The 12886-nt window shown below is 48.4% G+C and carries 17 protein-coding genes; 11 read left to right on the plus strand and 6 right to left on the minus strand.

The genetic code is table 11. The features are described 5' to 3' along the window. Positions 1 to 4: 4 nt before the first annotated feature. Both NST20_RS05055 and NST20_RS05060 read right to left on the minus strand, forming a co-directional pair. Positions 5 to 211 (minus strand): DNA-directed RNA polymerase subunit epsilon, encoded by a 207-nt coding sequence (locus NST20_RS05055; RefSeq protein WP_019721914.1) that lies wholly within the window; start codon positions 209 to 211, stop codon positions 5 to 7. A gap of 129 nt (positions 212 to 340) precedes the next feature. Then, positions 341 to 766, minus strand: coding sequence for a hypothetical protein (locus NST20_RS05060; RefSeq protein WP_342400204.1), 426 nt, complete (start codon positions 764 to 766; stop codon positions 341 to 343). 194 nt (positions 767 to 960) lie between these two features. Between NST20_RS05060 and pdhA the strand changes: the two genes are divergently transcribed. The 6 genes from pdhA to NST20_RS05090 all read left to right on the plus strand — a co-directional run bounded on the left by pdhA (position 961) and on the right by NST20_RS05090 (position 6557). Next, the gene (gene pdhA, locus NST20_RS05065; RefSeq protein WP_014095614.1) at positions 961 to 2067 is read left to right on the plus strand and encodes a pyruvate dehydrogenase (acetyl-transferring) E1 component subunit alpha; all 1107 of its coding nucleotides are present in this window, start codon (positions 961 to 963) and stop codon (positions 2065 to 2067) included. 3 nt (positions 2068 to 2070) lie between these two features. Next, positions 2071 to 3048, plus strand: a complete 978-nt coding sequence (locus NST20_RS05070; RefSeq protein ID WP_342400205.1) for an alpha-ketoacid dehydrogenase subunit beta — start codon at positions 2071 to 2073, stop codon at positions 3046 to 3048. 114 nt (positions 3049 to 3162) lie between these two features. Beyond that, the gene (locus NST20_RS05075) at positions 3163 to 4461 is read left to right on the plus strand and encodes a dihydrolipoamide acetyltransferase family protein (RefSeq protein WP_041818904.1); all 1299 of its coding nucleotides are present in this window, start codon (positions 3163 to 3165) and stop codon (positions 4459 to 4461) included. Positions 4462 to 4465: 4 nt separating this feature from the next. Continuing rightward, positions 4466 to 5878 carry a dihydrolipoyl dehydrogenase gene (gene lpdA / locus NST20_RS05080; RefSeq protein WP_327076283.1) on the plus strand — a complete coding sequence of 471 codons (1413 nt, stop codon included), beginning with the start codon at positions 4466 to 4468 and terminating at the stop codon, positions 5876 to 5878. A 186-nt stretch (positions 5879 to 6064) separates the two neighbouring features. Beyond that, a complete protein-coding gene (locus tag NST20_RS05085) occupies positions 6065 to 6307 on the plus strand; it encodes a hypothetical protein (protein WP_013858922.1) in 243 nt (80 codons plus the stop codon). Between the two features lie 139 nt (positions 6308 to 6446). Next, positions 6447 to 6557 (plus strand): GapA-binding peptide SR1P, encoded by a 111-nt coding sequence (locus tag NST20_RS05090; protein WP_017554351.1) that lies wholly within the window; start codon positions 6447 to 6449, stop codon positions 6555 to 6557. Positions 6558 to 6685: 128 nt separating this feature from the next. Here NST20_RS05090 and NST20_RS05095 read toward each other — a convergent pair whose 3' ends face one another. Then, entirely contained in the window at positions 6686 to 8155 is a 1470-nt protein-coding gene (locus tag NST20_RS05095; RefSeq protein ID WP_342400206.1) for an aminotransferase class I/II-fold pyridoxal phosphate-dependent enzyme, read from the minus strand. 122 nt (positions 8156 to 8277) lie between these two features. Between NST20_RS05095 and NST20_RS05100 the strand changes: the two genes are divergently transcribed. Continuing rightward, positions 8278 to 8448: a hypothetical protein gene (locus NST20_RS05100; protein ID WP_201028565.1), complete on the plus strand. Its 171-nt coding sequence runs from the start codon at positions 8278 to 8280 to the stop codon at positions 8446 to 8448. Between the two features lie 176 nt (positions 8449 to 8624). Here the strand turns inward: NST20_RS05100 and NST20_RS05105 are convergent, their stop codons facing one another. Beyond that, the gene (locus NST20_RS05105; RefSeq protein ID WP_237349286.1) at positions 8625 to 9848 is read right to left on the minus strand and encodes an IS110 family transposase; all 1224 of its coding nucleotides are present in this window, start codon (positions 9846 to 9848) and stop codon (positions 8625 to 8627) included. 232 nt (positions 9849 to 10080) lie between these two features. Between NST20_RS05105 and NST20_RS05110 the strand changes: the two genes are divergently transcribed. Together NST20_RS05110 and NST20_RS05115 are read left to right on the plus strand one after the other, a co-directional pair. Beyond that, positions 10081 to 10293, plus strand: coding sequence for a hypothetical protein (locus NST20_RS05110; protein ID WP_342400207.1), 213 nt, complete (start codon positions 10081 to 10083; stop codon positions 10291 to 10293). Then, on the plus strand, positions 10265 to 10552 hold the full coding sequence (locus NST20_RS05115) for a UPF0223 family protein (RefSeq protein WP_133537226.1): 288 nt from the start codon (positions 10265 to 10267) through the stop codon (positions 10550 to 10552). The genes NST20_RS05110 and NST20_RS05115 overlap by 29 nt, the downstream gene beginning before the upstream one ends. 121 nt (positions 10553 to 10673) lie before the next feature. Here the strand turns inward: NST20_RS05115 and NST20_RS05120 are convergent, their stop codons facing one another. Next, a complete protein-coding gene (locus tag NST20_RS05120) occupies positions 10674 to 11294 on the minus strand; it encodes a DUF1054 domain-containing protein (RefSeq protein WP_013858927.1) in 621 nt (206 codons plus the stop codon). 199 nt (positions 11295 to 11493) lie between these two features. On the opposite strand from NST20_RS05120, the gene NST20_RS05125 reads away from it, so the two are divergent. Continuing rightward, entirely contained in the window at positions 11494 to 11688 is a 195-nt protein-coding gene (locus NST20_RS05125; RefSeq protein ID WP_019721921.1) for a hypothetical protein, read from the plus strand. A gap of 204 nt (positions 11689 to 11892) precedes the next feature. Next, on the plus strand, positions 11893 to 12687 hold the full coding sequence (locus NST20_RS05130; protein ID WP_327076285.1) for an inositol monophosphatase: 795 nt from the start codon (positions 11893 to 11895) through the stop codon (positions 12685 to 12687). A 12-nt stretch (positions 12688 to 12699) separates the two neighbouring features. Here NST20_RS05130 and NST20_RS05135 read toward each other — a convergent pair whose 3' ends face one another. Further along, positions 12700 to 12885, minus strand: coding sequence for a YlaF family protein (locus NST20_RS05135; RefSeq protein ID WP_017554426.1), 186 nt, complete (start codon positions 12883 to 12885; stop codon positions 12700 to 12702). Position 12886 lies beyond the last annotated feature (1 nt).

Raw genomic sequence — 12886 nt, forward strand, 5'->3', positions numbered from 1 at the left:
ACAGTTACTCCGTTAATTTAAAATTATCCTGCTGCTTTTCGTATTCAAGATATTTTCCCTCAAGCAGCTGGATGTATTCAATGTTGATTCGGCGGTCTTTCAACTTTTGGCGTACTTCCCTTTCCGATCCGGCTTCAATATAGAACGTCTTCGTGTTTTCCCGGACAGGAATTTCTTCAGGATTTTCCTGGTAATACACTTTGTAAATCATGATTAATCTCTCCTTGCTCCGTTTTCAATTGTAACTTTTTCTATTATATATAAATCATGGCGCATATCACAACTTTTTCATGGCCTTTTTTCATAAAGAAAAGAATAATCCCTCCTGGAAAAGAGGGATTCAAAAGTTCAGGCGATTAACTTTTTGCGCAGCATATCTTTCCACTGTTTTAAAAGCTTCTTCCTCAGCTTTTTTAACATTGTGGATCAACTCCCTACTTCTATTGTAATATTTATTTGGATATTGTAAAGGCGTGCGGCTCATCTTGTCCTTTATTATATGTAGGGAAAAGGCGGAAGCGTCACGCCAAAATATGACAATTTCCGGCAGGCCGGGAAAAATTGCCGCAAAAAGTGGAATCGTTTGCAACAACGCCCGGGCCCGGCGGAACCGGTTTTCCTGAAAACCTTCTCCAGCAACGTTTCCGCTTTTATAGTACAGATTTAAATACACATTGATACAGTTTTTCCAAACAGAATGATTCGGTATATTAGAAAAATATTGGATAGAAAAAGCGTTTATAATTGACGCTTTTTTATTTTTCATGTACGCTATATATGTTGAATATAGTGTTGTATTAGTCACATCCGCTTTTTTATTGATACAGCGCTTTTTTGGCAGGCCAAAAATGATTGCGGTTACTTGAAAGAATTGTCGGTTTCTGCAGTAAACACACATTTTTTAAAATCGGCGAAATTGTATATCCATATATGCGGATAAAGAAAGGATTGGTGAACGGGATGGCTTCACGCACAAACCTTGATGAAGTAAAGACGCTTCATGATATTGAAGAAAAGTTTGAAACAGTCCAAATCTTAAATGAAGAAGGGAAAATTGTAAACGATTCCCTCATGCCGGATTTAACGGATGAACAGCTTCAGGAAATGATGCGGAGAATGGTGTATACGCGCATTCTTGATCAGCGGTCCATTTCCTTGAACCGCCAAGGCCGCCTCGGGTTTTACGCGCCGACTGCCGGCCAGGAAGCTTCCCAAATTGCTTCCCATTTTGCACTTGAAAAAGAGGACTTCATTCTCCCGGGATACCGCGATGTGCCGCAGCTGATCTGGCATGGCCTTCCGCTTGAACAGGCATTTTTATGGTCGCGTGGACATGTGGACGGGATGAAGGGCATTGAAAAATTGAACATTCTCCCGCCGCAAATCATTATCGGCGCTCAGTATGTGCAGACTGCCGGCGTTGCGCTCGGCATTAAAAAACGCGGCAAAAAGGCCGTTGCCGTGACATATACAGGGGACGGCGGCAGTTCACAAGGGGACTTTTACGAAGGCATCAACTTTGCGGGTGCTTTTAAAGCCCCAGCTGTTTTTATTGTTCAAAACAACCAGTTCGCGATTTCAACGCCGCGTTCCGTGCAAACTGCGGCCAAAACACTGGCGCAAAAAGCGGTGGCTGCAGGCATCCCGGGCATTGTAGTGGACGGCATGGACCCGTTTAGTGTATATGCGGCGGTAAAACGCGCGCGCGAACGGGCGCTCGCCGGAGAAGGTCCTTCTCTGATTGAAACGATCTGCTACCGTTTCGGCCCGCATACGATGAGCGGGGACGACCCGACGCGTTATCGTACGGAAGACCTTGACAATGAATGGGCGAAAAAAGATCCGCTCGTCCGTTTCCGCAAGTTCCTCGAACAGAAAAACCTGTGGAGCGAAGAGCAGGAAAATGAAACGATCGAACAGGCGAAAGAAGATATTAAAGCTGCCATTAAGAAAGCGGACAGCGCACCTAAACAGAAAGTGACGGATCTGATCTCCGTGATGTACGAAGAACTTCCGCAAACTTTAAAGGAACAATACGAATTTTACCAAGCAAAGGAGTCGAAATAAGCCATGGCCCAACTAACGATGATACAGGCAATTACGGATGCGCTCAGGACCGAGTTGAAAAATGATGAAAATGTTTTGGTATTCGGTGAAGATGTCGGCGTAAACGGCGGCGTCTTCCGGGCAACGGAAGGGCTGCAAAAAGAGTTCGGCAAAGACCGCGTCATTGATACGCCGCTCGCCGAATCCGGCATCAACGGGCTTGCCATCGGGCTTGCGCTCCAGGGTTTCCGGCCGGTTCCTGAAATCCAGTTTTTCGGTTTTGTTTTTGAAACCATGGATTCAATCCACGGCCAGATGGCGAGATACCGGTTCCGCACCGGCGGGGATTTGAAAATGCCGATTACAATACGCGCTCCTTTCGGCGGGGGCGTGCATACGCCGGAAATGCATGCGGACAGCCTCGAAGGACTCATGGCGCAAACACCGGGCATCAAAGTTGTGATTCCGTCCACGCCTTATGATGCGAAAGGGCTGCTGATCTCCGCGATCCGGGACAATGACCCGGTCGTTTTCCTCGAACATATGAAACTGTACCGTTCTTTCCGGGAAGAAGTGCCGGAAGAAGAATATACGATTCCGCTCGGAAAAGCAGATGTAAAACGGGAAGGAAAAGATATTTCGATTATCGCTTACGGCGCAATGGTCCATGAATCATTGAAAGCAGCGGATGAACTTGGAAAAGAAGGATACTCCGCAGAAGTGGTTGATCTCCGCACAGTCAGCCCGCTTGATGTGGAAACGATTGTGGCGTCTGTGGAAAAAACAAACCGCGCCATTGTCGTCCAGGAAGCACAGCGCCAGGCCGGCGTTGCGGCAAACGTCGTTGCGGAAATCAACGAACGCGCGATTTTGAGCCTGGAAGCGCCGGTATTGCGTGTAACGGCCCCGGATACCGTTTATCCGTTCTCGCAGGCGGAAGGCGTTTGGATTCCGACCTATAAAGATATTTTGGAAAAAGCAAAAGAGACATTGACATTCTAAACCGGTTTTTGCCGTAAGAGGGTTATGGCGGCGCGCTGAACCGGGATACATTCCAATCGAGTTTTTGCTGCACCTTGAATGGGGCGCATTTTGAAAAAAAGGAGCGTGAACACCTTGTCATTTGAATTCAGGCTGCCGGATATCGGCGAAGGGATCCATGAAGGCGAAATTGTAAAATGGTTTATTAAACCGGGCGATAAAGTTTCGGAAGACGACGTGCTCTGTGAAGTGCAAAATGACAAATCGGTTGTCGAAATTCCGTCCCCTGTGGAAGGGACCGTTGAAGAAATTCTTGTTGACGAAGGAAGCGTCGCAGTTGTCGGTGATGTCCTTGTAAAATTCGATGCGCCCGGATATGAAAATCTTCAATTTAAAGGGGACCATGGGCACGATCAGAAAGAAGAAGCAGCAGAAAGTGCAAAACCGGAACCGGCAAAACAGGAAACAGCTGAAACTGCCAAGCCTGCTGAAAAAGAAGCAGAACACGGATCCGAATCCGCGGATCGCCGCGTGATCGCGATGCCATCCGTACGGAAATATGCCCGTGAAAAAGGCGTCGATATCCGGCTTGTGTCCGGAACCGGAAAAAACGGCCGCGTGCTCCGCGAAGATATCGATGCGTATGTGAACGGGCCGCAGCAGACGGAAACGGAAGCCGGCAAAACCGAAGCACAGGCGCCTGATTCCCAAGATGCTGTGCCTGAAGGGGAATTCCCTGAAACACGCGAACCGATGAGCGGCATCCGCAAAGCGATTGCAAAAGCGATGGTCAACTCGAAACAAACCGCGCCGCATGTTACGCTGATGGATGATGTCGATGTGACGGCACTGGTCGCGCACCGGAAAAAATTCAAAGAGATCGCGGCAGAAAAAGGCATCAAACTGACTTTCCTGCCATATGTCGTAAAAGCGCTCGTCAGCACGCTGCGGGAATACCCGGTTTTAAATAGTTCGATTGATGATGAAACGAATGAAATCATCCATAAGCATTATTACAATATCGGGATTGCCGCTGATACGGAGCGCGGCTTGCTTGTGCCGGTCGTCAAACACGCCGACCGCAAACCGGTATTTGCGGTTTCCAAAGAAATTAATGAACTGGCTGAAAAAGCAAGAGATGGAAAGCTTGCCCCGAACGAAATGAAAGGCGCTTCCATTACGATTTCCAATATCGGTTCCGCCGGTGGGCAATGGTTTACACCGGTTATCAACCGTCCGGAAGTGGCTATTTTAGGAATCGGCCGGATTGCAGAAAAGCCGGTCGTTAAAAACGGTGAAATTGTTGCAGCGCCTGTACTGGCGTTGTCGCTCAGTTTTGACCACCGTATCATCGATGGTGCCACCGCACAAAATGCGTTAAATCATATCAAACGTTTGTTGCATGATCCAGAACTTTTATTAATGGAGGCGTAATCTGATGGTTGTAGGAGATTTTCCAATTGAAACCGACACAATTGTAATCGGCGCAGGGCCTGGCGGATATGTCGCGGCCATCCGGGCAGCCCAGCTCGGCCAAAAAGTGACGATCGTTGAAAAGCAGTTTATCGGCGGGGTTTGCTTAAATGTAGGATGTATTCCTTCAAAAGCGCTCATTTCGGCGGCGCACCGCTATGAATACGCAACGGAATCCGGAGTGCTCGGCATTACCGTTGAAAATGCAAAAATTGATTTTGGGAAAGTGCAGGAATGGAAATCCGGCGTCGTGAAAAAACTGACCGGAGGCGTAGAAAGCCTGTTAAAAGGCAACAAAATTGACATCGTCCGCGGGGAAGCCTATTTTGTCGATGACCATACGCTTCGTGTAATGGACGAAAAATCGGCGCAAACCTATACGTTTAAAAATGCGATTCTCGCAACCGGTTCGCGCCCGATCGAAATCCCGTCCTTCAAATTTTCAGAACGCGTCATTGATTCAACCGGCGCGCTGAGTTTGAAGGAAATTCCGGAAAAACTCGTCATTATCGGCGGCGGCGTCATCGGAATGGAACTCGGGACAGCTTATGCAAAATTCGGGTCGAAAGTCACGATTTTGGAAGGGGCAAAAGACATTATCGGCGGCGCGTTTGAAAAACAAATGACTTCCCTCGTTGTCCGCAAGCTGAAAAAACGGGGCGTCGAAATTATCACGGAAGCGATGGCAAAAGGCGTGGAAGAGAAAGAAAACGGCGTTGTTGTCACGTATGAAGCAAAAGGCCAGGAACAAAAAGTGGAAGGCGATTATGTGCTGGTTACGGTCGGCCGCCGTCCGAACACCGATGAACTCGGCCTTGAACAGTTGAATTTAAAGATGACGGACAGGGGCATTATCGAAGTGGATAAACAGTGCCGGACAAGCGTGCCGAATATTTATGCCATCGGCGACATTGTCCCGGGCCCGCAGCTTGCCCACAAAGCCTCCTATGAAGGGAAGATTGCAGCCGAAGCCATTTCCGGGCAGCCGGCCGAAGTGGATTACCTCGGCATTCCGGTCATTGTTTTTTCTGATCCGGAACTGGCAACGGTTGGCTATACGGAACAGCAGGCAAAAGAAGAAGGCATTGATTATGCAGTCGGCAAATTCCCGTACGGCGCGAACGGGCGGGCACTTGCCCTTGAAGCCGGCGAAGGTTTCGTCAAACTGATTACACGCAAAGAAGACGGGCTGTTGATCGGCGGCCAAATCGTCGGGATCAGCGCTTCTGATATTATTTCGGAAATCGGCCTTGCAATCGAAGCGGGCATGACAGCGGAAGATATCGCGCTGACGATCCATGCCCACCCGACATTAGGGGAAATTACGATGGAAGCGGCCGAAGCGGCACTCGGCACCCCGATCCATATTTTAAAATAATGATTTTAAAGGCTTCACACCGGGAAGGCTGCCCCGGCGTGAAGCCTTTTTCCGTTTAAAAGCGCCGCTTTAAGGCTATAACAGTAACAGCTGCATATGCGGACAGTTTTCCGCTTTGAAAGACAAGGTTATAACGGTGAAACCGCGTGCATATTCTGAATTATAATGAAAGGTGCAGGTGGGACAATGAAATGTACGGTGGCATTTTTATTCCAGATCATGATATGGAGCGGTTTTAAACTGGCAGCGTGGCTGTCCGGACACGATCCGGCTATTTTTACCGCCGCCCTGTTCATTATCTTTTTATTCATTGCCTTTGCCTTGGCAAAATCAATTGTGCATTCGCTCCGGGCTGCATCTGGGGTAACGGTGTTGAGTCTCGCTGCATATGGGCTTGCGGAAATATCTTTTTCAAAACTGATTTTCTAAAACAACCGCAAAATGATCCCACTTTCAATTGTATAACACAATTTAAATTATGTTATACAAAAGTCTTGATTTTTTCTCCAGTATGACATATTATAATATTACAAGCGGTTACAAAACTCGCAAAGGGGAGGAAAATCGGATGGGAATCATCGTTTGCCAATCATGCGATGCCACGATTGACCACGTTGAGGAAGAAAAAGTATCTGTGCTTTACTCAACGTGTGACCATTGTAAACACGAAGAAGAATAATCCTGAAATGTAGCACTTGATTTTTCCAATGCATGCGTCCATTTTCTCTCGGCCGGCTAATTGTCCGGCTTTTTTTGCGTTATGGGACAAAAAAAGCCGGCGGGAAGGCCCCGCCTGCTTTTTCAAACTTATTGAATGGCATGATGCTCTTTAATGACACGGATCGTTTGCAATGTCTCGTCTTCAGGCCCTTGTACGGGAAGGCCGGCTTCGATGTTTTTCCGGATATAGGCAATGTTTTCTGCCGTAATGATTTCCCCTGGGATAAAAATCGGAATGCCCGGCGGATAGACCATAACAAATTCGGCAACGATCCTACCGGCAGAACCGGACAGCGGAACGGATTCCGTCTCGGCATAAAAGGCATCGCGCGGCGAGAGGGCAAGCGATGGAATTTCGGGAAGCATCACTTTCACCCCCGCTTTGCCGGATAAATGCGAGAAGGTTTCGGATAAGCCGTGTAAAGCCTCAACGAGCAAATCCAGTTCCGTTTCCGTATCCCCTGGCGTCACAATGCAAAGAATATTGTACAAATCTGAGAGTTCCACTTCTATATGATAGGTTTCACGCAGCCACTTTTCCGCATCGTGGCCGGTGATCCCCAAATCTTTTACAGAGATGATCAGCTTCGCCGGGTCATAATCATAGGTCGCTTTCGTTTGGAGGATCTCGTTTCCGGCGCAATACAAATGATCGATTTCGTTTATGCGCTCCCGTGTTTTTTGCGCAAGGCGGGTCGTTTCCTTGATGATCGTGCTTCCCTCTGTTGCCAGCCTTTTTCGGGCGACATCGAGCGAAGCCAGTAAAATGTAGGAAGTGGACGTGGTCGTCAGCATGCTGAAAATGCTTTGGACACGCTTTTTCGATACGAGCCCTTCCTTCAGATTTAGGATCGAACTTTGTGTCAGCGAACCGCCAAGCTTGTGGACGCTCGTTGCGGCCATATCCGCGCCGGCCTGCATGGCGGAAACCGGCAGTTCATCGTCAAAATGAATATGGACGCCGTGTGCCTCGTCCACCAGCACCGGGACATGATAGGCATGGGATATTTCCACAATGCTTTTCAAATCAGCGGAAATGCCGTAATAGGTCGGATTAATGACCAGGACGGCTTTTGCATCAGGATGCTGCTTGAGCGCTTTGGAAACGGATGCCGGTGTAATGCCGTGTGAAATGCCAAGCACCTGATCCACTTCCGGGTGGATAAAAACGGGCACGGCGCCGGAAAACACAATCGCAGACATCACCGATTTATGGACATTGCGCGGCACAATCATTTTATCGCCCGGTCCGCAGACGCTCATCACCATGGCCATAATCGCGCCGCTCGTCCCTTGTACGGAAAAAAACGTGGCATCCGCACCGAATGCTTCCGCAGCAAGCTTCTGCGCCTCTTCGATCATGCCGTGGGGCTGGTGAAGATCATCGAGCGGCTCGATATTAATTAAATCCAGCTTTAATACATTGTCGCCGATGAATTTGCGAAAATCAGGATCCATCCCGCGCCCGGTTTTATGGCCGGGAATATGGAATTGGACGGGATTTCGTTCAATATGCCGGAGAAGCCCGGTGTATAACGGCGTGTGATACTGTGACAATCATTCCACCTCTTTATCTCATTGCTTGCTTTTGAAGAAAAACAAGATGAATTATAGCATTCCGGACGCAGTTTTTAAAATAGTTTTTCTTTGACAGGGAAAAAACAAGCCGGATGCGGGCAATGGAAAAAGATAAAGCGCATAAAGCATGGAGAAATGTGGGGAAGCTAGACGGTGAATGTACAGGTGGAAGGGAGCCGGAGCAAACCGTACCTTTAAAATGGATGGCAGCCCTTTGTATTCCGGTGGATTGCGGCATGATTGGCCAGGCGGAAGCGATTCAGGTAAAATAGAACGGGTATACAGAAGAAAAGTCCTACGGTGTGATGTCAAGGGTTAAAAACAAGTGAATTGGAAATTTTGTTGGCTCTATGTCGTAAAAATGGCAATACTGAACTAAGCCTCCAGATAATTGGAATAATCTGGAAGTTTTCAAGTTCAGGCTATCGATGATGGTTACCTGGTTACCTCATCGCGTCACCTTCTTTTTCGGCGCATAAATTTGATCGTTGCGGAGCAGCGCATCGATCAGGCGCACCAGTTTTCTTGCCGTTAAGACGAGGGCGCGTTTGTGTGAGTGCTTATGCACCTCACGATATTTCTTTTGGTAAAAGGCGCGGTACTCAGGTTCGTGTCGCCGGACCAGATTGGCAGCCTCAACCAGGTAATACCGGAGATAACGATTGCCTGTACGCGCAAGCATTTTGTCATCAGCCTCAAAATCACCCGATTGGTGGCGGGGCCAGAACAATCCGGCAAATTTTGCGATCGCGGCTTGGTCGTCAAAGCGCTCAATGTCGCCGATTTCAGCGAGAATCCCAGCACAGCTCACCGGGCCTATTCCCGGAATGGTCTGGAGGGTATTCGGGATTCCATCAAGAACGCGGGCAATCGCCTTATCCAAATCCTTGATTTGGCGTTTAAGATGCCGGATGATCTCAATAGAACTGCCCAGGACCAAGTCAATCGAATCCTCCACACATTTAGAAAGCCGGTAAGAGGACCGGGCAGCTTTTTGGATGGATGCGGCCAAATCCTCGGGATCGCTAAAGCGGCCATGGCCTTTGGTCTGGAGATACATCGCTAAGTCCTCCAGAGGCATTTGGGCAATTTCATCGAGGCTATAGGCCTCAAGCAAAAATTCCGTTATGGCATGGCCGAAGACCGATGTATCCACTTCAAGGTTAAAGGCACTGAATTTGAAAAACAGATGATTCAAAAATACCTGTTGTTCCCGGGTTAAACTTTGAATCAGGTGATAGCGCATCCGTGTTAACCGTTGAAGGGCAAGGTATTGTTCTGACTGAATCACGGATTTCGGCAATCTCCCGAAACGCAAGCGGTCCGCAATTACCCAGGCATCTTTGGGATCGGTCTTGTCCATCTCGGCATAAGCCTTTTTGAAATTTCTCACCAGCTTCGGATTCAGGGTAAACACCTTTGTACGACGCTGTTTCAGCTCGGGATCTTCATGGAAAAACATTGCCGGGTGCCAACTATACACAGATGTGGCCTCCATGGCGATCTGGATGGTGTCATCCGCCTCCGCATGTTGGAGGATGGTGTCTCTTAACTCAGAGGCACCGGGAAGATTGTTTGTCACCGTTTGGGTGGCTAACGTTTCCCCCATTCCATCCATCAGGCAGGCATCGAGGTTTTTGGAGCTCACGTCAATACCGACAAATAAGGGCATATGATTTCCTCCTCTCTGTATTGGGATCGATGGAATCGGACGCTTCGGGATATCCCCAGATGGCTTGCCGATCTGTCAGCCTCGCGTATGAGAACTCATCCGGGCCGTGGGCTGCCTGGAACTGCTCATTTCCAGCACGGAGATCCGGAGGAACGGCCTACGGGTTAGACGTTCAAGCAAGAACCTGGGGATGCAGACTTTTCGAGTAGTCAGGCTACAAGGAGGGGAAGCATTGACCCAAACGATCCTAAGACCATTATCCGGGAACATCGCGAAGCGTCCAAGTCCGAACTTGTATTCCGGGCTCGCCCGGAATACAAAATCTTATATTCACTTGTCAATGAGCAGCAGAATGAACTGGAAATTGACATCCACTTTGGATTTAAACTTATTATACGAGCGAGGTGGTGATTTGGATGGAATATCCATATCCGATTTCAGCTGACTGGTCGACACAGGAAGTCATCGACGCCGTCCAATTTTTCGAAGCGGTGGAAGAAGCATATGAAAAAGGGGTCAACCGGGACGTGCTGCTTGCCAGGTACCGCCGTTTTAAAGAAATCGTCCCCGGGAAGGCGGATGAACGGAATATATGCAATGAATTTGAAGAAGCGAGCGGTTATTCCCCGTACCGGGCCATCAAGAAAATGAAGGAAGAACAGGGCCCGGTCATTAAAATGGATGAAAACAGATCACGCGATTAGCGGCACGGAAAGAAAGCAGCATCACCCGCCGATGCTGCTTTTAAGTTGCCTGCAAATACGACTTGGCACAGGAGAAAAAGCGCGCCGTGTTCCGGCGCGCTTTTTCCCTTCCGCGTTCTGTTTAGGCCATTTTGTAGATGGGTAATACATGTACAAAGACGTCCTCGATCGTTTTGGCCAGTTCATCCGGGGACATGCCGGCTGCTTCTTCCCGCGGGATATCCAGCCCGCAAAGCAATTCGGCTTTTTTTACAACCTGCATCCGTCTGAAAAACTCCTTTAGCGTATGGTGATTCATACGGTCAGTGCGGATGCCGCCCGGTTTTGTATGATCATCCGACCAAATGTAATGGCCAGGCATATTTTCTAAAATCGGATCAATTTTCTTTTCGAGTTTTTTTCCGATGGACGCTTTTTGCGGGCACTCATTCATGATGGCCGTGACGATGAAGAGCCGGTCTTCCCACAGCCCAATTTGAAAATGGGGAAGCATTTTGTAGCCGCGCTTGCCGGGGGAAAAAGCCACCCACGTATCTTTCGGCGGATTGACGGTACGGCGGGCGTGTTTGGCAACATGATAAAATATTTCTTCACCGGTCAAAACCGACAAAACCGGCGAAAAGTATTCCCCCAATGTTTCAAGTTTCGGGCGGACGGTTGATTTCAGCTGTTCCATCCGCTGATCGAGGCCCTCAATCCGGAAAACGTCAAAATCCTGTCCGGTAAAAGCGGTGATGCCCATTTGTTCACCTCCGTTCTGTATGAACCATGGGGATGGATATTCATATTTTATCATCCATAAGGGAGGTTTAACAAATAAAAGCCGGAGGGTAAAAATAGGTATACACACAATTTTGTTACATCAGTGATGATTGAACATAATATATATAAAGATAATATCAGAAAATTCATATCATTACCCCAGGAGGATGTGAAGAAAAATGAAACAGGTAATCCCTTCGGTGAAAAGAAAACCTTATGAAAGAAAACGGATTGCAGTCTTGCGCATGGAACTGGATTACGAACTGGCTACGTTGTATGAAGCGATGGAAATGAAAGATGAAGAGCAAAAAGGACAGTCGATTAAGCGTCTGGAAAAAATCCGTGAAGAACTGCTGAAAATGAAAGCCATGTAATGGAAAACAAAAAGGCAGGATGTCGTAAAAAGCGGACTCCCTGTATCGGACAGATGGGGGTTCGTTTTTGTGCAGCAGAGGTCCATGTTTGCAGGCAAAACCCGCTGCCGGAAAACGATGCCGAATGCGTTCCCAAAACTTGATAATTATCTTCATTTCCTTTACGCTTAAGGGAAATGATTTGGAAAGATGGAGGGTCCGGCTATGGACAGATGGGAAGAAATCAATACATATGCCGTCCGGTGGATCAGGGAAGCGGGCGAGCGGATTCTTGCTTCGCAAAAACCGCTGCAAATTGAAACAAAATCGGACCGCAATGATCTGGTGACCAATATTGATAAGGAAACAGAACAATTTTTAATCGGAAAAATCCGGACAATCTTCCCGGATCACCACATTTTGGGTGAAGAAGGCTTCGGCGAAGACATCCGGAATATGGAAGGCATCGTCTGGATTGTGGATCCGATTGACGGGACGGTCAATTTTGTCCACCAAAAAGTCAATTTCATGATTTCAATTGGGGTCTACGAGAACGGAGAAGGCAAACTAGGCTATATTTATGATGTCGTCCGGAAAGAAATGTATTTTGCAGAAAAGGGCAAGGGGGCTTATTTCAACGGGGAACGGATTCCGCTGCTTGCGCAAAACAGGCTCGAGGATACGATCCTTGCACTGAACCCGTATTGTATGGTGGAAAACAGGGGTATCGACCCGGCCCGTCTGGCGGCGCTGGTCAGGGATGTGCGCGGCACAAGGAGTTACGGGTCGGCAGCGCTTGAGCTTGCTTATGTAGCAATGGGAAGGCTTGATGCTTATATTACGATGCGCTTGTCACCTTGGGATTTTGCCGCCGGGAAAGTGATCGTGGAAGAAGTGGGCGGCGTTGTGACGGACGTTTACGGGCGCCCGCTCGATATGCTCGGAAACAGTTCCGTGTTTGCCGGCAGGCCCGGGCTGCATGAGGAAATTTTGAAGCGGTATTTAAAAGGGCGGGAATAAGAAAAGAGGGGGTCACAGTTTCCCCTCTTCACGCATTTTTTTCTTTGTTTTAAAGCCGAACCCCATAATGGTAATGAGAAGCGCGGTGCAGCCGAGAATCCCGGCAACGCTTTGGGCGCCGATCGCAACGCCGATGCCGCACATCGAAAGGAATGCGGCCAGTGAAAAGAACACAAATACCCATTTGATTTCCCGCATA

This window comes from Weizmannia sp. FSL W8-0676 (genome assembly GCF_038593015.1).
GTDB classification, from domain to species: domain Bacteria; phylum Bacillota; class Bacilli; order Bacillales; family Bacillaceae_C; genus Weizmannia; species Weizmannia coagulans.

Coding starts and splice junctions, on each gene's coding strand:
- NST20_RS05055 (WP_019721914.1), bottom strand. CDS start 211: ATGATTTACAAAGTGTATTACCAGGAAAATCCTGAAGAAATTCCTGTC.
- NST20_RS05060 (WP_342400204.1), bottom strand. CDS start 766: ATGAAAAATAAAAAAGCGTCAATTATAAACGCTTTTTCTATCCAATAT.
- pdhA (WP_014095614.1), top strand. CDS start 961: ATGGCTTCACGCACAAACCTTGATGAAGTAAAGACGCTTCATGATATT.
- NST20_RS05070 (WP_342400205.1), top strand. CDS start 2,071: ATGGCCCAACTAACGATGATACAGGCAATTACGGATGCGCTCAGGACC.
- lpdA (WP_327076283.1), top strand. CDS start 4,466: ATGGTTGTAGGAGATTTTCCAATTGAAACCGACACAATTGTAATCGGC.
- NST20_RS05085 (WP_013858922.1), top strand. CDS start 6,065: ATGAAATGTACGGTGGCATTTTTATTCCAGATCATGATATGGAGCGGT.
- NST20_RS05090 (WP_017554351.1), top strand. CDS start 6,447: ATGGGAATCATCGTTTGCCAATCATGCGATGCCACGATTGACCACGTT.
- NST20_RS05100 (WP_201028565.1), top strand. CDS start 8,278: ATGGAAAAAGATAAAGCGCATAAAGCATGGAGAAATGTGGGGAAGCTA.
- NST20_RS05105 (WP_237349286.1), bottom strand. CDS start 9,848: ATGCCCTTATTTGTCGGTATTGACGTGAGCTCCAAAAACCTCGATGCC.
- NST20_RS05115 (WP_133537226.1), top strand. CDS start 10,265: ATGGAATATCCATATCCGATTTCAGCTGACTGGTCGACACAGGAAGTC.
- NST20_RS05120 (WP_013858927.1), bottom strand. CDS start 11,294: ATGGGCATCACCGCTTTTACCGGACAGGATTTTGACGTTTTCCGGATT.
- NST20_RS05125 (WP_019721921.1), top strand. CDS start 11,494: ATGAAACAGGTAATCCCTTCGGTGAAAAGAAAACCTTATGAAAGAAAA.
- NST20_RS05130 (WP_327076285.1), top strand. CDS start 11,893: ATGGACAGATGGGAAGAAATCAATACATATGCCGTCCGGTGGATCAGG.
- NST20_RS05135 (WP_017554426.1), bottom strand. CDS start 12,885: ATGCGGGAAATCAAATGGGTATTTGTGTTCTTTTCACTGGCCGCATTC.